Below are 23,151 nucleotides of genomic sequence, written 5' to 3'. Positions count from 1 at the left end.
GGATGCTGAGCATCACCTTCACTACCCCCGAGGGCGACGTGCTCGTCGAGACGACGATGACCGACAGCGACACGGTCATGGAGGTCGCCGTGCGCGAGGGCGTGCCCGGGATCGTCGCAGAATGCGGCGGCAGCATGTCGTGCGCAACGTGCCATGTGTACCTCGAGCCTCAGGCAAACGAGGCGTTCGAGCCAAAGGAGGACATGGAGCGCGACCTGATCGATGGCCTGGAGAACTGCAGCGCGCTGAGCCGACTGTCGTGCCAGCTGTACCCCGCACAGTCGGAGGGTGAGGTCGTGGTCACGGTGCCGGACTCGGCATGAGGGGCACGACCCCACCAGAGCACGCGGGAACCATCATCATCGGTGGGGGGCAAGCGGGGTCACAGACTGCCGTGAGTCTGCGTGAGGCCGGGTACACCGACCGCATCGTGCTGATCGCCGCAGAGCCGTACCTGCCGTATCAGCGCCCCCCGCTCTCGAAAGCCTTTCTTGCGGGGGATGCGCAGCCTGCGACTCTCGCCCTGCGCGGTGAGCCGGCGTATGCCCGCCACGACATCGAAGTCATGGTGGGCGATGCGGTGACGGCGATCGATGCCGCACGCGCGCTGGTGCAGCGGGCGAGCGGTGCGGAGCTCAGCTGGGATCACCTCGTTCTCGCTGTTGGCGGACGCCCCTCCGAATTGGATGTTCCGATCATCGACGGCGCGACGGGCGATCTCGTCACCTCCACGAGCAGTCTCGAGGGCGTGCATCTTCTGCGCACCGCAGACGACGCGCTCGCTCTTCGGGCGGCCGCGTCGAAGGTCAGCCGGCTCGTCGCCATCGGCGGCAGTTTCATCGGCCTGGAAGTCGCGGCATCGCTCTCATCGCGGGGAGTCGCTGCGACGGTTCTCGTGCGGGGAGACCGACTGATGTCACGGGTGGTGCACCCGTACGTCGCCGATATCTTTCGTCGCGCACATCTCGCGCGCGGTGTGTCTCTCGAGTTCGGAGCGCAGGTCACTGCGCTCGTCGCGGACGGTCGGCGGGTTGCCGCAGTCCAGCTCTCCGATGGGCGACGCGTCGAGGCGGACTGCGTTGTGGTCGGCATCGGGCTGACCGCTGACACGGCATTGGCCGAACAGATTGGACTGGTGATCGACCGGGGCATTCTCGTCGATGACGCGGGGCGAACGAGCCACCCGGCCATCTACGCGGCGGGTGACTGCGCCACGCGCCTTTTGGCCTCGGGCGCCACAGAGCGTACCGAGTCGGTGCACAATGCCGTGCAGCAGGCGAAGGCCGTGGCCGCCGCCATCGTGGAGGCCGCACCGCCGTCGAAGCAGGTCCCGTGGTTCTGGTCAGATCAATTCGATCTGAAGCTGCAGACGGTGGGTGACACCGGTCACGACACCGACACCACGGTGTTCGCCGGGGACACCCCCGAGAAGCTCGTGGTGGAGCACCGCCGCGACGGTGTGCTCGTCGGGGTGACGGCGGTCAGTAGCCCTCGAGAGTTCTTGCAGTACCGGCGAGAGCTCGATCGCTCACACGCCGTGGTGAACGCTCAAGCCTGACCGGCGCCGCTTGGGCACCTGAGGAGTCCTACTCGTCGTTCGCTCGTGCTCGCAACTCGGCCTTGAGGATCTTGCCGGTCGCGTTGCGGGGAAAGTCTTCGACGAAGATGAACTCGCGGGGAACCTTGAAATTGGCAAGGCGTTCGCGGCAGAAGGCTTCGAGGTCGTGCTCAGTCGGAGGCTGCTCGATATCGTGCAGCAGCGCAACGTAGGCGCGACCCACGGCGCCGAGACGAGCATCCTGAACATCGATCACGGCAGATTCATTGACCGCAGGGTGCTGGCGCAGAACGTTCTCGATCTCGGCGGGGTAGACGTTGAAGCCCCCGACGATGAACATATCTTTCAACCGATCAGTGATCTTGACGCAGCCGTGCTCGTCGATGCGCCCGACGTCTCCGGTGTGGAACCAGCCGTCGGCATCGATTACCGCCCGAGTCGCCTCGTCATCTTCGAAGTAGCCGAGCATGACATTGTCGCCGCGCAAGAGGATTTCTCCATCGACGTCGATGCCCACGTCGTGACCCTCTTCGTCGACGGTGCGAATCTCGATGCCCGACACGGCTGGCCCGGTGGTCTGCTGCGCATGCTCCAGTGATTCGCCTGGCCGCGACATCGTGGCGACGATGCACTCGGTCAGGCCGTAGGCCTGGGCGACGCGCTGGAACCCGAGAATGTGCACCATGTCGCGGAACAGCGTGGCCGGAGCCGCCGTCGCGCCGGCGATGGCGAAGCGCAGCGAGGAGAGGTCGTACTCCTTCAGCCTGGGGTGATCGATCAAGGTCGTGAAGATGGTCGGCACCCCGGGGAGCACGGAGATTCGTTCTGACTGGATGAGCTCGAGCACCTGGTCGGGATCGAATGTCTCGACCGGGTAGATGGTCGCGCCCGCCACCAAAGAGGTAATCATGCCGGCCTTGTACCCGAAACCGTGGAAGAAGGGATTGACCACGGCATAGCGATCGTCGGTGCTGAGATCGGCGCCGAGCGCCCATGCCTGAGCGACACCGATCGACTGGCGGTGCGAACTCATGACGCCCTTGGGAAGCCCGGTGGTTCCCGAGGTGTAAAGAATGTCCATCACGTCGTCGGGCGTGACGGCCTCGAGAGCGGTAGCGAGAACGTCATCAGAGATCGACTCGCCACTGCTGAGGAACGTCGACCAGTCGTACACCGCTTTGCCCGCCGGTTCGGCATCCATGCCGACGACCAGTCGCAGCTCGGGGAGCCCCGGTACGCTCGGCCCCTCGCTGCCGAGCTGAGCGGCGGCGTCGAGCACCATCTGCGAGTACGACTTGCCCAAAAAGCCGTCGACGAGCACGAGCACCGAGGTGCCGGAGCGGTCGAGGATGGTCGCCGCCTCGTGGCCGGTGAATCGAGTATTGAGCGGAACGACCGCTGCACCGATTGCCTGAGCACCGAGCATCGCGAGAATGAACCGGAGCCGATTGGGTGCCCACACTGCCACGCGGTCGCCGTGGCGCACGCCTTGAGCGAGATAAGCCTTGGCGACTGCATGCACGGATTGCTCGAGTTCTCGATACGATAGCGACCCGTCGCGAGCAACCACGGCGGGATGATCTCCGAGTGTTGCCTGGTCTGCGAGGAGCCGAGGGATAGTGTCGGCTGTGGAGTGACGCATGCTTGGTGTTCCTGTCGTCTCTGTCAGGGGTGTTCTAGTAGTCATATCGCTCCTCATGCGGCAGAATCGAGCAAACGCTTGATAGATAGCCGGAAGGACGTGCTGCGATGGTCGCGGTCACCAAGAATGGGCGCAGTGCTCCCACGTCGGAACGTCGCGACGAACTGCTCGCGATCGCTGCTCGCTTGATTGCCACGCGCGGTTTCTCGGCGACCACCGTGCGCGATGTCGCCGATGAGGCGGGCATTCTCTCGGGCAGTCTGTACCACCACTTCTCCTCGAAAGAGGCGATCCTCGCCGAACTCTTGAAGCGGTTCATGACCACACTGCTCGATCGCTTTGAGAAGATCGCTGCGGAGACTGATAGTCCCCGTGAAGCTCTCGACCTTCTCGTTGACCAGGCTTTTCGCACCATCGAGAGCGAACCTGATGCGGTTGGCATTTACCAAAACGAGTCGTCCTTCTTGGCGACGCAGCAGGGGTTCGAGTTCGTGTCCGAGCACTCCGCGCGCATTGAGCAGATCTGGATGACCGCCATTCGCGACGGGCAGGCGTCGGGGGACTTCCGCGCGAGCGTCGACCCGGCGATCACCTACCGCTTCATTCGAGACTCTGTGTGGGCGACCGGTCGATGGTTCCGCCCCGGCGGTCGACACACGGCCGAGAGTCTGAGCGCTCACTACTTGGACTTTCTGCACCAGGGGTTGCTCGCCGACTGATCGCATCAGTCCGGGACTTCTCGCGACCGCGCTCCCCGCGGATCGAGCACCTCGCGGACCAATCGCACTTCTTCTGCGTCGGGGATGCGGGTGAGGGGGACGTTCTGCACGTCGACCGGGAACCCGGTGTTCCGCGCCACTTCGTCAGGGTCGACCCCGGGATGGATGGAACGCAGCATCACGCGACCATCAGCGTCGAATCCGAACACGGCGAGGTTGGTGACGATGGCTCCGAGGTGGTGGTACTTCAGCGCTGGCCCGGCCGCTCGAGCGCGGTCATTGCCGACGCCCGAGACCATGTCGACAGACTCCACGAAAATTCGAGGAGAATGCCGCGAGATCCAGTAGTCGACTCGGTGGTTCGCCGTGTTGCCCGGAGCGCCCCGCACCCCGATGAGCTGCCGACTCGGCTGGGCCCAATCGCCAATCAACGAGATATTCTGGTTGCCGAAGCGGTCGATCTGGCTAGCACCCATCATGCTCTGCCGTCTCCCGGTCGCGAGGATGTCGAAGATGCGTCGGAACGGCGCCCAGCCCTCGATGACGCCGCCGCCCGAGGCGGACTTTCCGAGCGGTGGAGGTGTGCTCATCAGAAAGGCCTCACCGTCGGTCAGCACGATCTGCGGAGCCGAAGTGAGCTTCGCCAGACGAGCGCCGAGTGTGGGAACGATGCCGACTGCATGGGCCAGCACCTCACCGGACTCCCGATAGGTGTCCGCACAGGCGGCGATGCACACCTCAGCACGGGTCACGTCGCTGGTCATTTCGCTCCCTCTGTCTGGTGGAACGCCTCGACGGCGTCGTGGTAGTTCTGTTCATTACCGCTCAGGAAACGCTGCGTGAAGGCGGTCCACGGTTCCGGGTCCTTGGCAGACTCCACGTAGTGCCGCTGAAATGCCTCGTCGCGGTCGTAGTCGGGCTCGCACGTCGTGAAGTGGGCACCGCGCGGTGTCTCGACGACAGACGAGACGAACATCCTGCTGATCAGCAAGGTGTGAAAGCTGCTGTCGTGGAGCAGCTGCTCGGTCGGGACGACCTTCTCAGCTGACATTATCGTGGAGGTCGCCGCCATGGCGAAGAGGTCATCGAAGTAGGGGTCGGGGCCGAGAAACTGGCCATTGCCCTGCGGGTCAGCGCGATTCATGTGGATCAATGCCACGTCCAGGGGTAGCGCCGGCATCGCGACATACACGTCGTCGCTGTAGGGGGAGGCGATGGTGGCGACCCGCGGATTGGCCGGGAGGACATCTGATCCGAGGCCGGCGCGAATCGGTAGAAAGTCGAGGCGGGCAGCGGCGGCACGCAGTCCAGCGACGAACATGCCCTCGTCGTACTCTTCGACGTCGAGTTCGCCGCGTTCACGGGCCTGAGTGAAGAGCGGGTCCAGCGGAATGCTGTCTAGTGAGACGAAGCCGTAGACGAGCTTCCGAATCTTCCCGGCGGCGGCGAGAAGACCGACGTCGGGGCCACCGAAGGCGACCACCGTGAGGTCGGTCACATCGGTCCGCAAGAGCTCTCGAACGAGAGCCATGGGTTTGCGTCGGGAGCCCCACCCGCCGATACCGATGGTCATCCCGCTCTCGATTGAGGCCACGGCCTCGGTTGGCGTCATGAGCTTCTCGGCCACATCCTGCTCCTCGTCGAGATGGCGCGCTCGGAAGGTCATACCTAGCGCTTGCTTGGTAATCAGGCTAGCATGACCGCACACCGCATGGTGGGTCGAGTCGAGGAGGACGGCGATGTCAGAAACCCCCCCAGCCCGGAGCACGATCGTGACCGGAGGGGCCAGCGGCATCGGACTCGCCGTGGTCGACGATCTGCGGCGGCGGGGTCACGCCGTCACGGTGTTCGATCTGACTCCCCACCCCGACGCCGACGTTCCGACCGAAACCGTCGACGTCACCGACGAGAGCGCGGTCTCACAGGCGGTCGATGCCGTGATGGCTCGTCAAGGACGAGTCAACGGCCTGGTGGCGAGTCACGGAATCCGGGGGCGCTTCGTGCCCGCGATGGAGATGACCCTCGACGACGTCCGTCGTCAGTTCGATATTCACGTGCTGGGGGCCTTCGTCGTTGCGCGGGAGATCGTGCGCCGACTCGATGGCGAGCCCGCATCCCTCGTTCTGATTTCGTCCACCACCGCGTACGGAGGGTGGTCGCACCAGGTCGACTACGGTCTCGCCAAGGCGGCCGTGCGCCAACTCACCCAGAACCTCGCCATCGAGTGGGCGCCGATGGGAGTGCGCGTGAACGCCGTGGCTCCTGGCCACACCCGCACCCCCATGGTCGAGGACCTCATCGCGAACGGCTACGACATTCGGGAGACCGAGAAGCGCATGCCACTGGGGCGACTAGCGCAGCCGAGCGAAATGGCCGTCACCATTGCGCACCTGCTCGACGAGGCCACCTTCGTCACCGGTCAGTGCGTGGCCGTCGACGGCGGGTGGACCACGGTCGGCCGGTGAGGCTCCTGCAGCAGCTCAACCCGCACGTCATCCGGGCCGAGAACGTAGACGTAGCGATACCCCTCCAACGGGCCGGCAGTGGCGGTCATGGGCTGCGACAAGGCACGCACCCCCCGCTCGGCCAGTCGGGCGAGCGTCGCATCAATGTCGTCGACGACGATCGCCGGATGCGCAACCCCCGCTCGCCCCGTGTCAGGCTGAATTCGCTCGCCAGAGCCGTTGCGGTACTCGGCGAGCTCGATCACCGTCGAGCCCTCGTCGAACGACACGAAGCTCAGCGTGATGACGATGCCCGGGTACCCTGTCGCCGCCTCGACGGCGGGGCCGCTCTTCTCCAGAGGGCCGATGACCTCACCCCCGGTGAGCTCGCGGTAGAACTCCACCGCCGATGCCATGTCGCTCACGGTGATGCCCATGTGGTGGAGCCGAGCCATGCGAATCCTCTCGTCGTGCCGATGACCGGACGACACTCTACGCAGAAAGGTGTTTCCCATGTCTGATCCCCTCGTTCACCTCACCGGCAAGGTCGTTCTGCTCACCGGCGCTTCCGGTGGCCAAGGCCGCGCGCACGCGGCACTGCTGCACCAGCTCGGTGCGAAACTCGTTCTCACCGACCTCGACCTCGAGGGAGTCCGTGCCATCGCCGCAGAGTTCGGCGATGACGCGGTGGCAACGCGCCACGATGTGACCTCGGCAGAGGACTGGGATGCCGTGGTCGCGCTCGCCGAGTCCACCTTCGGGCGCGTCGACGTTCTGGTGAACAACGCCGGATACAGCCCCGTGGCGCCGCTGGTCGACACCGATGAGGCCACGATGCGGCGCACGATCGACATCAATCTCGTGGGGCCCATGCTGGGCATGAAAGCGGTGGCCCCCGTGATGGGGCGGCACGGTGGTTCGATCATCAACATCTCCTCCACCGCAGGACTGGCCGGCTATGCCGATCGCGTTCCGTATTCGGCCTCCAAGTGGGGCTTGCTGGGGGCCACGCATTCGGCCGCCCGGGAGTTCGGCGCCCTCGGAATCCGCGTCAACGCCATCTGCCCGGGCGCTGTCGACACCCCGATGATCAGCGAGGAGACGCGGCAGGGCGTCGGATTCATCTCGACGATCCCGATTCCTCGAGCGGGGCGACCCGAAGAGGTCTCGAACCTCGTCGCGTTCCTCGCCAGCGACGCGAGCAGCTACTGCACGGGTCACGAATACGTCATCGATGGCGGACAGGCGGCGTGACCGTGACGAGCTACGAGATCGACGGCGTCATCCCCGTTGTTCACCCCACGGCGTTCGTGCATGAGTCTGCGAGCCTCATCGGCGATGTTCAGATCGCAGCCGGCTGCTACATCGGGCCGTTCGCGAGCCTGCGGGGCGACTTCGGGCGCATCCTCGTCGGTGAGGGCTCGAATGTGCAGGACTCCAGCGTCATCCACGCCTTTCCGGGCGCAGATGCCGTTCTCGAGCCTCACAGTCACATCGGCCACGCGGCCGTGCTGCACGGCTGTCGCATCGAGTCGTACGCGCTGGTGGGAATCGGCGCAGTCATCTTGGACGGCGTCGTGGTGGGCGAAGGATCTCTCGTCGGTGCAGGAGCGGTGGTGACCGCGGGCACCGAGATTCCCCCGCGGTCGCTCGTTCTCGGCAGCCCGGCTCGGGTGATTCGTGAACTCGACGATGAGGCCCTCGCGTGGAAGGCCAACGGGGTGCGCATCTATCAAGAGCTCGCACAGCGAAGCCGGGCGACTCTGCGCCCCGTGACACCCTTGGCCGAGCCCGAACCGAACCGCCCGAGGGTCAGCACGGGCAAAGACGTCTCACAACCCTTGCACGAGACCCGTCGTCGTCCAGAGTGATCTAGGCAGAAGCGGCGAGCAGCGACTCTTCGACCTCGCGACGAACCTCGGAGGGGCTGGCGAACAACTGCGCCGTCGCGTGTGCTCTCTTGAACACCAGGTGGGCGTCGTGCTCCCAGGTGATCGCGATTCCACCATGCAACTGAACGGTCTCGCTGGCGACGAAATCAAGTGCTCGTGAGCACCACACTTTGGCGATTCGGGCCAGCTCGGTGACGTCGTCTGAGTCGTTCGCGACAGCCCACGCGGCTGCCCGCGATGCCGTGCGGGCGGTCTCGAGCTGCACGTACATGTCGGCCAGGCGGTGCTTGACGACCTGAAACGAGCCGATGGTGCGCCCAAACTGCACGCGCTGGCCGGCGTACGCGAGTGTCATATCCAGTCCGCGTGCTGCGGTTCCGACCTGCAGCGCGCTGACCGCGGTCAAGACCCGAGCTCGCAGCAGCTCGAGGTCGATGGTGCCTCCTGCCGCGACTTCCCGCCCCTGCGCCTCGGTGAGCCTTACGGTCGTGAACCGCAGCGTCGGATCCATGGCGCTGGTCTCCTCGCGGGTAACTCCGCTCTCGCCGGTGATCTCAAACAGTGCCACCCCCGCCGAGGTGCGCGCGATCACCAGCAGGGTGTCGGCCTGGGCGCCATAGGCGACAAGCGGCACCTCGCCGGAGAGAGACCAGCTCTCGCCGTTCGGAGTCGCATCAACGCCGATCTGATCAGGTCGCCATCGGCCATCGGGAGCCGCCCAGGCGAGCGTGGCGATGTGGGAGCCGTCGGCGATGCCGGGCAGCAGTCGAGTGCTGGCCTCGGAGTTGTTCGCCACGAGGAGCGCCTGCGTTGCCAGGATGGCTGACGCCAAGAAGGGCGAGGGGGTGAGGGCGTATCCGAGCTCCTCCAGTACGAGGTGCGTTTCGTAAGAACTGAATCCGGCACCACCGAACTCCTCAGGAATCGCGAGAGACGCCGCGCCGATCTCGCCGCAGAGCACCGCCCAGAGTCCCCGATCGAAACCATCCGGTGTGCCCATGACGGCGCGCACGGCACCGCTGTCGGAGCGCTGGGTGAGAAGCTCGCGAACGAACGAGACGAGCTCTTGTTGCTCGTCGGTGAGGTCGAACTGCATCGGAGGCTGCTCCTTCACTCAGCGCGCAGAGCGCGGGCGATACGGGCGCGGTGTGTGGCTGGTGTTCCCCAGGCCGTGTCGAGGGCAGGCACTTGCGTGACCCACAGGCCCAGATGATGCTCGGCGGTGTAGCCAATGGCACCGTGCACTTGAAGAGCGGTGCGTGCTGCCCGCCGCGCCGCTACCCCGGCTGCCACCTTCGCGGCCGACACCGCACGGGGGCCGGTGTGGTCGCTGAGCGTCACCGCGGCGCCGTGCACGAGAGGTCGCGCGAAACTCAGGGCCACTCTCACGTCGGCGAGCTGATGCTTGAGCGACTGATACTCGCCGATCGGGCGCCCAAACTGCTCACGCACGCCCGCGTACGACACCGCCTCGTCGAGTAGGCGCTCGCCGGCGCCGACGAGGTAGGCGGCGGCCGCGAGCGACGCCTCATCGTGCGCGAAGGCGATCGCTGCGGAGTCTGAAGAGGTGCGCTCGCCCGGATCCACGACGACGAGTCGACGCAGAGCCGACAGCGACTCTTCCTCTGACCCGACCGTCGCTTCGGCCCACCAAGAGTCGCCGACGGCGTAGATCAAGTCAGAAATCTGCGCATCCACTGCCCACGGTGCGTGGGGTGCCGCACTGGTGGTGGCGATGACTCCCTGTGCGATCTGTGCACGGATGTCGGAGGGGACGACGTGCGGAAGGAAGGCGACCGACTCGATGTACGGGCCGGGAGCCGCGTGGTACCCGAGGCGTTCGAACGCGACCACCATATCTTGCGGGGTGCCGCCCATTCCTCCGTCGTCTTCAGACACCCGAAGACCGGTGAGCCCGAGGTCCGCCAGTTGCGACCACAGCCGGCGGCCCGACGCGGTGTCGCCGTTCGCCCAACCACGAGGGACATCGACACCACCGCAACCGGCGATGATCTCGTCGATCGCCTCGCCCAGCGCTTCATGTTCGTCGGTCGGCACGAACCTCATGAGCGTTCTCTCCTCTCGCCGCGCGGCAGTCCGAGGATGCGTTCGGCGACGATGTTGCGTTGAATCTCGTTGGTGCCGGCATAGATCGGGCCGGCGAGGGCGAAGAGGTAGTCGTCAACCCAGCGGCCGCCATCGACGGCTGCGGTGCTGCGAGATTCCGCTCGCGCTCCGAGCAGGCTGAGACCGGTCTCGTGGATGCTCACGTCGAGCTCGGACCAGAACAACTTGTTCATGCTCCCCTCGGCACCGAGGTCTGCGCCGTCGAGTGCTCGAGCAACCGTGTTCCAGGTGAAGAGTCGGTAGGCCTCGGCGCCGATCCAGGCGTCGACCACGGCATCGTCGAGTGCGGGGTCATTCGCCCCTTCGCGCACCCATAGTGATCGAAGCCGTTCTGCCGCGGCGAGGAAGCGCCCGGGGGCCCGAAGTGACAGGCCGCGCTCGTTGCCGGCCGTACTCATCGCCACGCGCCACCCGTCTCCCGGAGCGCCGAGCACATCATCGTCGGGTACGAAGACGTCGTCGAAGAAGATCTCCGCGAACCCGGTCTCGCCGTCGAGTTGGGCGATGGGGCGCACGGTGATTCCCTCGGCATCGAGGGGGAACAAGAAGTAGGTGAGGCCGCGGTGTCGCTGCGCCTCGGGGTCAGATCGAAAAAGGCCGAATCCGCGATCAGCCCATACGGCGCGCGAACTCCAGATCTTCTGCCCGTTGAGCACCCAACCCTGGCGGCCCTCGTCGCGACGGGCGGTGCTGCGGATCGCAGCGAGGTCGCTGCCCGCACCCGGCTCTGACCACGCCTGAGCCCAGATGGTGGTGCCGTTGGCCATGTCGGCGAGGTAGCGCTCGCGCTGACTCTCGGTGCCGTGGTCGAACAGAATCGGCGCGAGCAACGAGATGCCGTTCTGTGCCACCCTGGTCGGCGCGCCCGCACGGTAGTACTCCTCTTCGAAGAGCACCCACTCCACGAGGCCGGCATCGCGGCCTCCGAACTGCTCGGGCCACGAGACAACTGACCAGCGGCCCTCCGCGAGCGTGGCTTCCCACTGTCGATGGGCGACGAAGCCCTCGGCGCTGTCCATGGAGGGCAGGCGCTGCGCGGGCACGTTCTCGGCGAGCCAGGCGCGCGCCTCGGCCGCGAACGTCTCGTGTTCAGGGGTCAGGTCGAGATTCATGGCTTCTCGCTCGCCTTCCGAATGGAGGTCACCCCGACGCCGCCGAGCGAGTCGCCGCCGACTTCGGCATTGTGCGCGTGCGCGGCATGGTGCAGACCGAACACCGAGTCCATTCCTGCACGCATGCCCTGCAGGTCTTCCGCCTGGTTGACCGCCTTCTTGCTGAGTGCCAAGCCGAGTCGGGGCATCTGCGCGATGCGCGCCGCCAGATCGAAGGTGTGCTGCTCGAGCTGGTCGCGCGGCACGACATGGTTGACCATCCCCAGCTCGTGTGCCCGCTGGGCGGGCATGCGGTCACCGGTGTACAGCATCTCTTTCGCCGCACGCGGATTGGTGACCCAGGGGTGGGCGAAGTACTCCACTCCGGGAATCCCCATGCGCACGACGGGATCTTGGAAGAACGCGTCGTCGGAGGCGACGATGAAGTCGCACGACCACGCCAGCATGAGGCCGCCCGCGATGCAGGCACCCTGCACCATGGCGATCACGGGTTTGGGAATCTCTCGCCAGCGACGGCACATGCCGAGGTACACCTCCGACTCGCGTGCGAAGCGAGAATCGACTCCCTCGGCACCCACGTGATCCCACCAGATCACTGCCTTGCGCTCGAAGCTCTGGTCGATATCCCGACCGGGGGTTCCGATGTCGTGACCGGCGCAGAAGTGGTCGCCGTTGCCGCCGAGCACGATGACCGAGACGGCGTCGTCGTTGGTGGCTTGCACGAAGGCTGCATCGAGCGCGTAGGTGACCGCCGAGTTCTGGGCGTTGCGATACCGCGGTCGATTCAGTCGAATGATCGCAATAGAGTCGCGAACCTCATAGGTGACGACGGGATCTTCTTCGGCCGACATCAGCTCTCCTCACCGTGGGTGGGTCGACCTGATGGGCAATCCGGCCAATCCACCAAACAAATGCTTGGTTATTGCTACTATACGTGACGGAAGAGTTCGACAGCCACCCCCTGAGCTCAGCGAGGAGACGACGACGTGGATCTCACCTATTCTCCAGAGGACGAGCAGTTTCGCGGGGAAATTCGCGATTGGCTAGACGCCAACCTGCAGGGCGAGTTCGGCCGCCTCAAGGGTCTCGGCGGTTCCGGACGCGAGCACGAAGCCTTCGAAGAGCGTCTGGAATGGAACCGTCACATGGCGGCGGCGGGCTGGACCTGCGTCGCGTGGCCCGTCGAACACGGTGGCCGTGGTCTCAGCCTCGCCCAGCAGGTGATCTTCCACCAGGAGTACGCGCGATCGAACGCGCCCGCTCGCGTGAACCACCTGGGAGAAGAACTGCTCGGCCCGACGCTGATCGACCTCGGAACGCCCGAGCAGCAGCAGCGCTTCCTCCCCAAGATCGTCGCCGTAGAAGAGTTGTGGAGCCAGGGCTATTCCGAACCCGGGGCTGGCTCAGACCTCGCGAACGTCTCCACTCGTGCTCGACTCGAGGGTGACCAGTGGGTGATCAACGGGCAGAAGGTCTGGACCTCGCTCGCCCAACACGCTCAGTGGTGCTTCGTGGTGGCTCGAACGAGCGACGGTGAGCGCCGTCATGACGGACTCTCGTACCTTCTGGTGCCCCTCGAGCAGGAGGGCGTCGAGATTCGCCCCATTCTTCAACTCACCGGTACGAGCGAGTTCAACGAGGTCTTCTTCGATGATGCCCGCACTGACGCTGACCTCGTCGTCGGAGAACCCGGCAAGGGCTGGGGGGTAGCGATGGCGACCCTCGGCTACGAGCGCGGTGTGTCGACGCTGGCTCAGCAGATCTCGTACCGGCGTGAACTCGAGGTGGTCATCGAGACGGCCCGTCGCACGGGTGCCATCGATGATCCCGTACTTCGTGACCGCATCACCGAGGCGCACCTCGGGCTCGAGATCATCCGACTCCACGCTCTGCGCTCCCTCGGGGGTGAGCAGGGTTATGAGTCGTCCGTGGCGAAGATTCTCTGGGCACGGTGGCATCGCGACCTCGGAGAACTGGCGATGGCGGTGGCCGGCCCCGAAGCTCTCACGGTCGCGGCCGAGCCCTACGACCTTGACGATCTCCAGACACTGTTCTTGTTCAGCCGTGCAGACACCCTCTATGGCGGCTCGGACGAGATCCTGCGTAACGTGCTCGCCGAGCGCGTGCTCGGACTACCCAGAGAGGCGCGGTCATGACCCCCAGCACACTTCCCGACTACCCGAGCGGACACGGCCTGCTCGCGAGCCGCCGAGTCGTCATCACTGCGGCGGCCGGAGCGGGGATCGGCTCCGCCACCGCACTGCGGTGCCTCGAAGAGGGCGCGGCGCACGTCACGATCGGTGACACGCATGAGGGCAGGCTCGAGGCTTCTCGAGCCGAGCTGGCCGAGAAGTTCGGGGCTGAGCGCGTGACCGCTGTCGTGTGCGACGTGACTCGCGAAGAGCAGATTGCCGCCATGCTCGATGCGGCAGAGCTTGCCGGACCGATCGACGTCATGATCAACAACGCTGGCCTCGGGGGCACCGTCTCGATTCTCGAGATGACCGATGAGCAGTGGTCGCTCGTGCTTGACGTGACCGTGACGGGAACCTTCCGCTGTGTGCGGGCCGCAGCGCGACGCATGGTGGAGGCGCAGCATCCCGGGGTCATCGTCAACAACGCCTCCGTCATTGGATGGCGCGCCCAGGAGGGTCAAGCGCACTACGCGGCCGCTAAGGCCGGCGTGATGGCACTCACTCGCTCGGCGGCGAAAGATCTTGCTCCGCACGGTATTCGGGTGAACGCCGTCTCGCCGAGTCTGGCCATGCACCCCTTTCTCGAGAAGGTGACGACGCCCGAACTTCTCGAGGAGCTCAAATCGCGCGAAGCCTTCGGGCGCGCGGCGGAGCCGTGGGAGATCGCGAACGTCATGGTCTTCCTCGCGAGCGACTACTCCTCGTACATGACGGGCGAGGTCGTCTCCGTCAGCAGCCAGCACCCGTGACACCCATCGAAGGGAACCCCGCCATGAGCACTGCCTACATCATCGACGCTGTTCGGAGCCCCGTGGGCAAGCGCGGCGGAAGCCTCGCCGCCGTGCACTCCGCAGATCTGGGCGCGCACGCGATCGGCGCGCTCATGGAGCGCTCGGGCATTGACCCCGCCGCGGTCGACGACGTCATCATGGGGTGCACCGACACACTGGGCTCGCAGGCGGGCAACATTGCGCGCACGGCCTGGCTCGTCGCGGGCCTGCCGGAGCATGTTCCCGGGGTGACCGTCGACCGGCAGTGCGGGTCGAGCCAGCAGGCCGTTCACTTCGCGGCGCAAGCGGTGATGTCGGGAACGGCCGATCTGGTCGTGGCGGGCGGGCTGCAGAACATGTCGGCCATTCCCATCTCATCGGCCATGATGGCCGGTGCCGAGTTCGGGTTCACGACTCCGTTTGCCGAGTCGCCGGGCTGGCGCGCACGCTACGGCGACCAAGAGGTCTCACAGTTTCGCGCGGCCGAGATGATCGCCACGCACTGGAACCTCAGCCGGGAAGAGATGGAGGTCTTCGCCCTCGAGAGTCACCGGCGTGCGATCGCCGCCACCGATGAGGGTCGATTCGAGGCAGAGATCGCGCCCTTGGCGGGCCTCTCGGTCGATGAGGGCCCGCGTCGTGAGACCTCGCTCGAAAAGATGGCCTCCCTGCCGACGCTGGTCGAAGGTGGTCGGGTCACGGCAGCGGTGTCCTCGCAGATCAGCGATGCGTCCTCTGCCATGCTCATCGCCTCCGAGAGCGCGGTACGCACGCACGGTCTCACCCCGCGGGCGCGCATCCACCACCTGTCGGTGCGGGCCGCTGATCCGGTGTGGATGCTCACCGCACCCATTCCGGCGACGAAACATGCTCTGCAGCGCGCGGGCATGAGCATCGACGACATCGATCTGTTCGAGGTCAACGAGGCCTTCGCGTCGGTCGTGATGGCCTGGATAAAAGAGACCGGGGCCGATCACTCGCGGGTCAACGTGAACGGTGGAGGTATCGCTCTCGGGCACCCGATCGGCGCGACCGGCACGCGACTCATGACCACCATGCTCAACGAGCTTGAACGTCGCGGCGGCCGCTACGGGCTTCAGACGATGTGCGAGGGCGGCGGCGTCGCCAACGTGACGATCATCGAGCGTCTCTAACACCGAGCGGGCGGGCTGGCCGAGCGAGAGGCCAGCCCGCGCTCGCTATCACCGGATGATGGTGGCGGCGGCGCGCTCCAGATGCGTCACGGCATCGTTGATCACCCGATCGACGAGCTCTTGGCAGCTCGGCAGGTCATCGATGAGGCCGACGACCTGGCCGGAGGCGAGCATCCCGGCCTTCGTGTCGCCGTCGACCAGCCCCGCCTTGAGCAGCATGGGAGTGTTCGCGGCGACCGCCATCTGCGACCAGCTGCGGCCGGTGGCTTTCTTCATCGCGAGACCGTCGGTGAGGAACTGCGGCCACGACATTCCGCTGATGCGCCGGAACTCTAGGGCACGACGTGCCGTCGGAATCAGAGTGCGCAGCCGATTGGTGCTCTCGAGCTCCTCGACATACTCGGTGCGCAGCAGGCGGTGGGGCATGCCGTCGGCCTTTGTCGTCACGACGGTGCCGTCAAGACCGAACTCGAGATACCGACGCTTGATGGCCTCGGGAACCGCGCTGTCGCTGGTGAGGAGAAAGCGAGTGCCCATTCCGACCCCCACTGCCCCGTAGGCCAGGGCTGCCGCCAGGCCGCGACCGTCGTGGAAACCGCCCGCCGCAATCACCGGAATGTCGACCGCCGACACGACCGAGGGGAGCAGTATCGAGGTGGGCACCGCACCGGTGTGGCCGCCCCCTTCTCCGCCCTGAACCATGACCGCGTCGGCACCCCACTCCTGCACTTTTTGGGCGTGCCGCACGGCCCCGATCGACGGAATCACGACGATGCCGTGCTCTTTCAGTTTGTCGATGAGTTCACGTTTGGGGGCGAGAGCGAACGAGGCGACGGCGACATCGTGGCGGATCAGCAGCTCGGCTCGAGCGCTGGCATCCGCAGCGTCTGCGCGCAGGTTCACGCCGAAGGGGCGTTCGGTGCGACCCTTCACCTCGATGATCGCTCTCTCGAGTTCTTCGATCGTCATCGTCGCCGAGGCGAGGATCGCCAGGGCACCGGCTTCGGCGCTGGCTGAGACCAGACGTGGCCCGGCGACCCATCCCATACCGGTCTGGACGATCGGGTGGTCGACACCGGTGAGTTCGGTGAGCGCGGTGCGAATCTTCGGTGGAGTGCTCATGGCTGAGGAACCTCTCGTTCTCGTAAGCCTCGGGGGTCGAGGAGGTCGCGGATGATCGACACCTCGTCGTCGTCGGGTTCGCGGGTCGTCGGCACCGTGGGCGGCACCCACAGTTCGAAACCGGTCGCTGCTTGCACCTCGTCAACGCTCACGCCGGGGTGCGTGCTCACGATGGCCATGGTGCCCTCGGGCCCGCTGAGGTCAAGCACGGCGAGGTTGGTGACGATGCGATGCAGGTCGTGAAAGCGCCCTGCCCTTCCGAGCGCAGCGGCGCGATCGGTACCGATCCCCGTCACGACATCGACCCGTTCGACAAAGGTGCGCGGTGCGTGGCGCGCGATCCAGTAGCTCGTGCGGTGGTTCAGGGTGTTGGTCGAGGCGGCGCGAGCGCCGAGCAGCTGCCGCCGGGGGTGGTCGCGATCGCCGATCGCTGAGAGGTTCTGGTTGCCGAAACGGTCGATCTGTGCGGCGCCCATCACGACGTGGCGCCGACCGCGCGCGATGAGCTCGAACAGCGCGCGGTAGGGAAGAGGTGCTTCGGGTTCGCGGAACGGCTCGTCGATAGCGGGGGTGTCGGCATACAGGGTGGCCTCACCGTCACTCAGCAGCAAGTCGGGAGCGTGGGTCAGGCGCGCGAGGCGTGCGCCGATGCCCGCGACGATGCCGGTAGGGCTCGCCAGGATCGCGCCGGCACCACGGAACAGGTCGCTGCAGGCCGTTACGGCAACCTCTGCCCGAGTGGCCATCACTGCGCACCCGCGACATTTCGAGCGAAGGCGGTGACCGACGCGCGGTATTGCTCGTCGGACACTGTGAGGAACTGTGTGGCGAAGGCCGCCCACGCCTGGGGATCCCGAGCAGCGTCGACGTAGTGCGACTGCAGCGCCTCGTCGCGCTCCGCGTAGGGCGGGTGGGCTGTGAAGCCTGCTCCGCCGGGGGCCAGCACGAGGTGGTCGACCGAGGCGCGCGTGAGCACGATCGACGAGAGAGCCTCGGTCGTCGCGAGCTTTCCGCGCGGCACGATTTCTTCCACACTCACGATGGCGGTCTGCGCCGCGTCGACAAAGAGGTCGTCGAAGAACAGATCGGGTCCGAGCAGTTGCACATTGCCTGTTTCGTCGGCACGATCGAGGTGGATCAGGGCCAGATCGAGTGGCACGGCGGGCACAGCGAGCAGCTCTTCCCCGTCGCCGTACGGTGAGGCGATCGTGCGCAAGGAGGGGTCTCGCTCAACGGCGTCTGAGCCGACTCCCGATCGCACTACCTCGAAGGGCAGTCGGCGGGCTGCGGCGCGAAGCCCGGCGACCAGCATTGCTTCATCCCATTCGATGCTCGAGATCGTGCCGGCCTCACGTCGTGCGGCGAAGTGCGGGTCGATGGCGACAGAGTCGAGGGAGACGAAACCGTGGATCACGGTCGTTGCCTGGCCGGTGGCCGAGAGAATCCCCACATCGGGTCCGCCAAAACTCACGATCGTGAGGTCCTGCGCACCCGACCGCACGACGGCCCGGACAAGAGAGAGTGGCTTGCGGCGCGAGCCCCAGCCCCCGATGCCGATCGTCATGCCGTCGTGGATGAGGTCCGCGACGTCGTCGAGCTCGATCTGTGGGTCGTTCACGTGGAGAGGGTGCCGCCGTGCTGCACGAAGGCGTCGCGATGTTCGTCGGCGACTCCCGCGAGGTTCAGTTCGTAGGTGAAGCCCTGTTCGAAGCGGTAGCTCAGGTTGATGTCGATCGGATCAATCCCGTTGAGCGCTTCTTTGGCCGCCCGGATCACCCGAGTGTCTTTCGCGGCAATCTGGTCGGCGAAGGCGAATGCCGCATCGTCGAGGTCGGCACTCGGCACCACCGCGTGCACCGTGCCGAGGTCGTGAAGGCGCTGGGCCGAAACGGTCGTGCTCGTGTAGTAGAGCGCTCGCAGCATGTGCTGTGGAACCAGGCGGCCCAGGTGTGTGGCCGCCCCGAGTGCACCGCGGTCGACTTCGGGCACTCCGAAGTAGGCGTCGTCGGAGGCGACGATGACATCACTGCTGCCGACCAAGCCCACGCCTCCGCCGAGACAGAAGCCATTGACCGCCGAGATGACCGGCACGGCGCACTCGTAGATCGCCTTGAAGGCCGCGTAGCATGCGCGGTTTACCTCGAGCAGGGCACTGTGCCCCTCCGTCGCCTGAATCTCCTTGATGTCGACTCCGGCATTGAAGCCTCGGCCTTCGGCGCGCAGTACGACCACGCGCGTCTCGCCGTCGTTTCCGGCATCGCGCACCGCATCGGCGACGGCGTACCAGCCCGCCACGGGGAGTGCGTTGACCGGGGGGTAGTCCATCGTGACGACGCGAACGCCCTTGTGACGAACGGTTGAACTCACTGCCATGGGAATTCCTTACCTAACGATTGCTTGTTTACCCTAGCACTTGCTTGGTTGACCGGGGGTCAGTGTGGATCGGCGAGGGACTCATCCGCACGATCGCGCGGGTCTGGCGAGCCGCTGAGCGCTGTCCACGCCGCGAAAAACGTGTCGTCGCTCGTCGCGCCGAACAAGCTGATCCACTGCTCGTCGCCAGCGGCCTGCCGCATGTCGATGTTGCGCTGCGCATCCCGACCTACCCGAACGCGCCACGGTGATTGAGCGTCTTCGATGGTGCGTTGAATGGCTTGCGCGACGTCGTCTGGCTCCATGCTGTCGCCGCGGTCGGCGGCGATGATCGTGCGATACCGCTGTAGCAGTGCGTCGTACGCCGGAGGATTGCTGCGGGGCTGAATCTTTGTGCGCATGGCGGTCGCGGTGATTCCCGGCTGCACAATCGCGATCCTGATTCCCAGGCTGGCGACCTCGAGCGCGAGCGACTCGAGAGAAGCCTCGAGCGCGCGCTTGGAACCTGCGTATGCCGTCCAAGTAGGAAAAATCGCCTCGGAGGATTGCGAGCTCACTGCGATGATGATGCCGCCACCGGCGCGACGCATGCCGGGGAGCACGTGGGACACGCAGCGAAGGGCACCAAAGTAGTTGACCTCGAAGACGCCGCGGAGCTCGTCCACGGTCATCGACTCGAAGGGTGCCCCCAGATAGGCACCGGCGTTGCTGATCAGGCGGTCGACATGCCCGCTCACATCGAGAATGTGCTTGAAGGCCGCTGCGGTTGACGCGTCGTCGGTGACGTCTCCCGCGACGAGATGAAGGGCGAGCCCTTCGTGCTGTGCGGTGTTCTCGATCTCGGCACACGCTGCCGGATCTCGCACCAAGGCCCACACGCGATCGCCGGCGCGAGCCTGACGTAGGGCGACCGCGCGCCCGATTCCCGTGCTCGCGCCGGTGACGACCGTCACGGTCTGCCGGGGCATGCTGACTCCTTCGTCGATAAACAGAACCTCTGCCAAACTAGCAGTTGCTTGGTCACCTTGGATAGGCTGGCGAGCAACCCCACTCGAAGGAGAGGCCCATGTCAGGAATATGTGAAGGACGGGTGGCGATCGTCACCGGAGCCGGCCGAGGTTTGGGCCGGGAACACGCGCTCGAGCTCGCCCGGCAGGGAGCCAAGGTGGTCGTCAACGACCTCGGCACCACCCTCAACGGCGACGGCACCTCGACCGGACCAGCCCAGGATGTGGTGGATATCATTCGCGCGCGCGGCGGAGAAGCCGTGGCGAATGGAGCTGACGTCGCCGACTTCGAGCAGGCACGAGCCATGGTGCAGCAGGCGATCGACGACTTCGGGCGACTCGACATCTTGGTCAACAACGCTGGATTCGTGCGCGATCGCATGATCGTCAGCGCGGAAGAAGACGAGTGGGATGCGGTGATTCGCGTGCACCTCAAGGGTCACTTCGCTCCGCTCCGCCACGCTTCGGCATACTGGCGTGGGGAGGTCAAAGCGGGCCGAATGCCGGTCGCCAGGGTCATCAACACCTCGTCGGGAGCGGGGCTGCAGGGCAGCGTCGGCCAGGGGGCGTACTCGGCTGCGAAGGGCGGCATCGCCTCTCTCACTCTTGTCGCCGCCCAAGAACTCGGTCGCTACGGCGTCACCGTCAACGCGATCGCACCATCGGCGCGCACGCGCATGACCGAGGGGCCCTTCGCTGACGCGATGGCGGCGCCGGAGGCAGGTTTCGACAAGATGGATCCTGCGAACGTCTCGCCGATCGTCGCCTGGCTGGCCAGCCCCGACGCAGGAGATGTCACCGGTCGCGTGATCGAGATCGAGGGAGGCCGAGTGTGTGTCGAAGAAGGGTGGCGTCACGGCCCCGTGCGTGACCTGGGTAAGCGCTGGCAGGCGGCTGAGGTGGGTCCGCTACTGCGCGAGTTGATCGCTCAGGGCGCCACGCCCGAGCCGGTGTACGGCGCATGAGTGCCGGTGACTGGATCGGGCGCGATCTCGGTGAGCGCACGATTGCGTATAGCGACCGCGACGTCATCCTGTACGCGCTGGCGGTCGGCGCCGCAGCTCATCAGCTCGACCTCGTCTTCGAGGATCGCCTCCGGGTGCTTCCGACTTTCGGCCTGACCCTCGCCCAATGGGCTCCCGACGTCATGGCCGAGGCGGGAGCATTCGGACCGCAGTCTGTGCACGGTTCGCAGAACCTCCAGGTGCATGCGCCGCTGGAGCGCTCGGGAGAGCTGCGCATGCGTGCTCGTGTCGGTGATGTCTGGGACAAGGGTTCCGCAGCGGTCTACACCGTCATCATCGAATGCGATGCCTTCACGGCGACCTGGGGCATCTTCGCTCCGGGGCAGGGCGGGTTCGGCGGAGACAGAGGTCCTTCTAGTGCTCCGCACGAACTCGGCGCAGAGGTGGCCGAGCTGCCGCTGCAGACTGTCGAGAACCAGGCCGCCCTCTATCGGCTGACGGGTGACCGGCACCACATTCACATCGATCCGGATGCCGCTGCGCAGATCGGGCAGCCACGGCCGATCTTGCAGGGGCTCTGCACTCTCGCCGCGGCGACACTGCCCCTCGCGGCACACCGCGGAGCGCATCCGGCTGACCTTACGAGCCTCGATGGCCGATTCTCTGGGATGGTGCTCCCCGGAGACATGCTGACGGTGGTGGCTGACCAGGAGGGGCGATTCTCTGTTCTTCGGGGCACGGAGACGGCGATTTCGCACGGAAGGGCGGTCTTCTCATGAACACCCTCGTCGTGGGAGGCACCGGCATGATCGGTGCGCACATCGCTGAACTTCTGGCTGCCCAGGGGCACGGCGTGACGATCATGGCGCGGCGGGAGGGCTCCAGCGAAGACCCGGCGCAGATCGTCGGAATGCCCCGACTGGTGGCCGACTACACCGACGTCACCGACCCGTCTGCGCTAGAACCTTTCGAACAGGTGGTTTTCGCTGCTGGGCAAGACATTCGGCATATCCCCGCAGACGAAGAGGGCGACGAGATCTGGGAGCGCGTGCAGACTCGAGGAGTGCCCGCCTTCGCCGACGCCGCTCGCCGAGCCGGTGTGCGGCGGTTCGTGCAGATCGGAAGCTATTACCATCAGCTGTACCCAGAGTGGGCGAAGAACCTGCCCTATGTCGCAGCCCGCAAGGCGGCCGATGAGCGCACGCGCGCCCTGACCGACGACACCTTCGCCGCGATCACTCTGAACCCGCCGTCGATTGTCGGGGCGATCCAGGGATCATCGTTGCGCCGTTTCGCACGCATGTTCTCGTGGCTTCGCGGTGAGCGCCCAGAAAATGTCTTCGCCCCCCCCGGCGGCACCAATTACATGTCGGTGCGGTCACTCGCCGAAGCGACGCTCGGCGCCCTCGAGCGAGGCGAACCCGGCACCGCCTATCTGATCGGCGATCAGAACCTTCGCTACCAAGAGTTCTTCCAGGTGCTTGCCGATGTTGCGGGCTCGACTCTGCGGGTGCCAGAACGCGATGAGGAGTGCCCGTATCAACCGGATCGCTTCATCGTGCAGGGTCGCGGTCGTGTCATCGCCTATCAGCCCTCGCCCGCCGATGTGGCCACGCTGTCGTATCGCCGAGACGATGTCAGGGATGCGGTTGAGAAGATTCAGCGAGAGATCTCGAAGGCCTGGTGAGGCACTCACAGGATCGAGCCGCTAGGTGCGCCCTTGCAGTGCTGCCCCGACGTTGCATCGAAGCTCGAGAAAACCTGCCATGAGTGTAGGCATGCAGCGTCTGGCACCTTTGCCGCTCACACGCCAGAGTCTTCGCCGCGTGATCTCAGGTGATGAGAGGGTGAAGCGGAACCCGGCAAAGCCGACCTACCTCATGGGAAGGAGTTGACCGGCGTCCGCGCACAGGTTCACCATTACGGCTCAACGAGCGTGACGCGCTCTACACCACCCGCACGCGTCGCGTCGTGCGGCCGCGAGCGACCTGCGCCAGAATGTCTGCAGCGGTTCGACGGCGCCCGCACCCGGGTGCCTGCGCGCCGCCGACCGACCGTGAGCGCCGCAACC

General features: G+C 65.8%; 25 protein-coding genes. 12 read left to right on the top strand and 13 right to left on the bottom strand.

Features of this window, described 5'->3' with window-relative positions; genetic code table 11:
* Positions 1–2: 2 nt before the first annotated feature.
* Both FK219_RS02645 and FK219_RS02640 read left to right on the top strand, forming a co-directional pair.
* Positions 3–323, top strand: coding sequence for a 2Fe-2S iron-sulfur cluster-binding protein (locus tag FK219_RS02645; RefSeq protein WP_152582153.1), 321 nt, complete (start codon positions 3–5; stop codon positions 321–323).
* Positions 320–1,558, top strand: coding sequence for an NAD(P)/FAD-dependent oxidoreductase (locus FK219_RS02640; protein WP_152582152.1), 1,239 nt, complete (start codon positions 320–322; stop codon positions 1,556–1,558). Before FK219_RS02645 ends, FK219_RS02640 begins: the two co-directional genes overlap by 4 nt.
* 28 nt (positions 1,559–1,586) lie before the next feature.
* Here FK219_RS02640 and FK219_RS02635 read toward each other — a convergent pair whose 3' ends face one another.
* On the bottom strand, positions 1,587–3,200 hold the full coding sequence (locus tag FK219_RS02635; RefSeq protein ID WP_152582151.1) for an AMP-binding protein: 1,614 nt from the start codon (positions 3,198–3,200) through the stop codon (positions 1,587–1,589).
* A 107-nt stretch (positions 3,201–3,307) separates the two neighbouring features.
* Between FK219_RS02635 and FK219_RS02630 the strand changes: the two genes are divergently transcribed.
* The gene (locus FK219_RS02630; protein WP_152582150.1) at positions 3,308–3,919 is read left to right on the top strand and encodes a TetR/AcrR family transcriptional regulator; all 612 of its coding nucleotides are present in this window, start codon (positions 3,308–3,310) and stop codon (positions 3,917–3,919) included.
* A gap of 5 nt (positions 3,920–3,924) precedes the next feature.
* Here FK219_RS02630 and FK219_RS02625 read toward each other — a convergent pair whose 3' ends face one another.
* Both FK219_RS02625 and FK219_RS02620 read right to left on the bottom strand, forming a co-directional pair.
* Positions 3,925–4,683 (bottom strand): CoA-transferase subunit beta, encoded by a 759-nt coding sequence (locus FK219_RS02625; protein ID WP_152582149.1) that lies wholly within the window; start codon positions 4,681–4,683, stop codon positions 3,925–3,927.
* Positions 4,680–5,546 carry a CoA transferase subunit A gene (locus FK219_RS02620; RefSeq protein WP_328821578.1) on the bottom strand — a complete coding sequence of 289 codons (867 nt, stop codon included), beginning with the start codon at positions 5,544–5,546 and terminating at the stop codon, positions 4,680–4,682. The genes FK219_RS02625 and FK219_RS02620 overlap by 4 nt, the downstream gene beginning before the upstream one ends.
* Before the next feature lie 112 nt (positions 5,547–5,658).
* Here FK219_RS02620 and FK219_RS02615 point away from each other — a divergent pair, with 112 nt between their 5' ends.
* Complete coding sequence (locus FK219_RS02615; RefSeq protein ID WP_168212436.1) at positions 5,659–6,384, top strand: SDR family NAD(P)-dependent oxidoreductase; 726 nt, start codon at positions 5,659–5,661, stop codon at positions 6,382–6,384.
* Here FK219_RS02615 and FK219_RS02610 read toward each other — a convergent pair.
* The gene (locus tag FK219_RS02610; RefSeq protein ID WP_165638017.1) at positions 6,339–6,818 is read right to left on the bottom strand and encodes a VOC family protein; all 480 of its coding nucleotides are present in this window, start codon (positions 6,816–6,818) and stop codon (positions 6,339–6,341) included. The two genes, FK219_RS02615 and FK219_RS02610, sit on opposite strands and share 46 nt — an antisense overlap.
* Before the next feature lie 58 nt (positions 6,819–6,876).
* On the opposite strand from FK219_RS02610, the gene FK219_RS02605 reads away from it, so the two are divergent.
* Positions 6,877–7,617, top strand: a complete 741-nt coding sequence (locus FK219_RS02605) for an SDR family NAD(P)-dependent oxidoreductase (RefSeq protein ID WP_152582147.1) — start codon at positions 6,877–6,879, stop codon at positions 7,615–7,617.
* Between the two features lie 2 nt (positions 7,618–7,619).
* The gene (locus FK219_RS14065) at positions 7,620–8,234 is read left to right on the top strand and encodes a gamma carbonic anhydrase family protein (protein WP_152582146.1); all 615 of its coding nucleotides are present in this window, start codon (positions 7,620–7,622) and stop codon (positions 8,232–8,234) included.
* A gap of 1 nt (position 8,235) precedes the next feature.
* On the opposite strand, the gene FK219_RS02595 is transcribed toward FK219_RS14065, so the two are convergent.
* Genes FK219_RS02595 through FK219_RS02580 form a run of 4 tightly spaced genes read right to left on the bottom strand, consistent with a single transcriptional unit; the run spans position 8,236 to position 12,345 of the window.
* Positions 8,236–9,351 carry an acyl-CoA dehydrogenase family protein gene (locus tag FK219_RS02595; RefSeq protein WP_152582145.1) on the bottom strand — a complete coding sequence of 372 codons (1,116 nt, stop codon included), beginning with the start codon at positions 9,349–9,351 and terminating at the stop codon, positions 8,236–8,238.
* Between the two features lie 14 nt (positions 9,352–9,365).
* A complete protein-coding gene (locus FK219_RS02590; RefSeq protein ID WP_152582144.1) occupies positions 9,366–10,322 on the bottom strand; it encodes an acyl-CoA dehydrogenase in 957 nt (318 codons plus the stop codon).
* Entirely contained in the window at positions 10,319–11,494 is a 1,176-nt protein-coding gene (locus FK219_RS02585) for an acyl-CoA dehydrogenase family protein (protein WP_152582143.1), read from the bottom strand. Before FK219_RS02585 ends, FK219_RS02590 begins: the two co-directional genes overlap by 4 nt.
* Positions 11,491–12,345, bottom strand: coding sequence for an enoyl-CoA hydratase (locus tag FK219_RS02580; protein ID WP_152582142.1), 855 nt, complete (start codon positions 12,343–12,345; stop codon positions 11,491–11,493). Before FK219_RS02580 ends, FK219_RS02585 begins: the two co-directional genes overlap by 4 nt.
* Positions 12,346–12,480: 135 nt before the next feature.
* Between FK219_RS02580 and FK219_RS02575 the strand changes: the two genes are divergently transcribed.
* From FK219_RS02575 to FK219_RS02565, 3 genes are read left to right on the top strand one after another with little or no spacing between them, the layout of a single operon-like run.
* Complete coding sequence (locus tag FK219_RS02575) at positions 12,481–13,650, top strand: acyl-CoA dehydrogenase family protein (protein WP_152582141.1); 1,170 nt, start codon at positions 12,481–12,483, stop codon at positions 13,648–13,650.
* Positions 13,647–14,438 carry an SDR family oxidoreductase gene (locus tag FK219_RS02570; protein WP_152582140.1) on the top strand — a complete coding sequence of 264 codons (792 nt, stop codon included), beginning with the start codon at positions 13,647–13,649 and terminating at the stop codon, positions 14,436–14,438. The genes FK219_RS02575 and FK219_RS02570 overlap by 4 nt, the downstream gene beginning before the upstream one ends.
* A gap of 23 nt (positions 14,439–14,461) precedes the next feature.
* On the top strand, positions 14,462–15,613 hold the full coding sequence (locus tag FK219_RS02565; RefSeq protein ID WP_152582139.1) for an acetyl-CoA C-acetyltransferase: 1,152 nt from the start codon (positions 14,462–14,464) through the stop codon (positions 15,611–15,613).
* 48 nt (positions 15,614–15,661) lie between these two features.
* Here the strand turns inward: FK219_RS02565 and FK219_RS02560 are convergent, their stop codons facing one another.
* The 5 genes from FK219_RS02560 to FK219_RS02540 are packed head-to-tail and all read right to left on the bottom strand — an operon-like array spanning position 15,662 to position 20,076.
* Positions 15,662–16,735, bottom strand: a complete 1,074-nt coding sequence (locus FK219_RS02560; RefSeq protein WP_152582138.1) for an NAD(P)H-dependent flavin oxidoreductase — start codon at positions 16,733–16,735, stop codon at positions 15,662–15,664.
* Positions 16,732–17,481, bottom strand: a complete 750-nt coding sequence (locus FK219_RS02555; RefSeq protein ID WP_152582137.1) for a CoA-transferase subunit beta — start codon at positions 17,479–17,481, stop codon at positions 16,732–16,734. Before FK219_RS02555 ends, FK219_RS02560 begins: the two co-directional genes overlap by 4 nt.
* On the bottom strand, positions 17,481–18,353 hold the full coding sequence (locus FK219_RS02550; protein WP_328821577.1) for a CoA transferase subunit A: 873 nt from the start codon (positions 18,351–18,353) through the stop codon (positions 17,481–17,483). Before FK219_RS02550 ends, FK219_RS02555 begins: the two co-directional genes overlap by 1 nt.
* On the bottom strand, positions 18,350–19,108 hold the full coding sequence (locus FK219_RS02545) for an enoyl-CoA hydratase family protein (protein WP_152582136.1): 759 nt from the start codon (positions 19,106–19,108) through the stop codon (positions 18,350–18,352). Before FK219_RS02545 ends, FK219_RS02550 begins: the two co-directional genes overlap by 4 nt.
* A 59-nt stretch (positions 19,109–19,167) precedes the next feature.
* Entirely contained in the window at positions 19,168–20,076 is a 909-nt protein-coding gene (locus FK219_RS02540; protein WP_152582135.1) for an SDR family NAD(P)-dependent oxidoreductase, read from the bottom strand.
* A 98-nt stretch (positions 20,077–20,174) separates the two neighbouring features.
* Between FK219_RS02540 and FK219_RS02535 the strand changes: the two genes are divergently transcribed.
* The 3 genes from FK219_RS02535 to FK219_RS02525 are packed head-to-tail and all read left to right on the top strand — an operon-like array spanning position 20,175 to position 22,767.
* Positions 20,175–21,080 carry an SDR family oxidoreductase gene (locus FK219_RS02535; protein ID WP_152582134.1) on the top strand — a complete coding sequence of 302 codons (906 nt, stop codon included), beginning with the start codon at positions 20,175–20,177 and terminating at the stop codon, positions 21,078–21,080.
* Entirely contained in the window at positions 21,077–21,859 is a 783-nt protein-coding gene (locus FK219_RS02530) for a MaoC/PaaZ C-terminal domain-containing protein (RefSeq protein ID WP_152582133.1), read from the top strand. Before FK219_RS02535 ends, FK219_RS02530 begins: the two co-directional genes overlap by 4 nt.
* Positions 21,856–22,767 carry an NAD-dependent epimerase/dehydratase family protein gene (locus FK219_RS02525; protein WP_152582132.1) on the top strand — a complete coding sequence of 304 codons (912 nt, stop codon included), beginning with the start codon at positions 21,856–21,858 and terminating at the stop codon, positions 22,765–22,767. The genes FK219_RS02530 and FK219_RS02525 overlap by 4 nt, the downstream gene beginning before the upstream one ends.
* Positions 22,768–23,151 lie beyond the last annotated feature (384 nt).

The organism is Microcella pacifica, assembly GCF_009371975.2.
GTDB lineage: Bacteria > Actinomycetota > Actinomycetes > Actinomycetales > Microbacteriaceae > Microcella > Microcella pacifica.
Note: the sequence above shows the minus strand (reverse complement) of the source record. Positions and strands in the feature narration are given on the sequence as shown.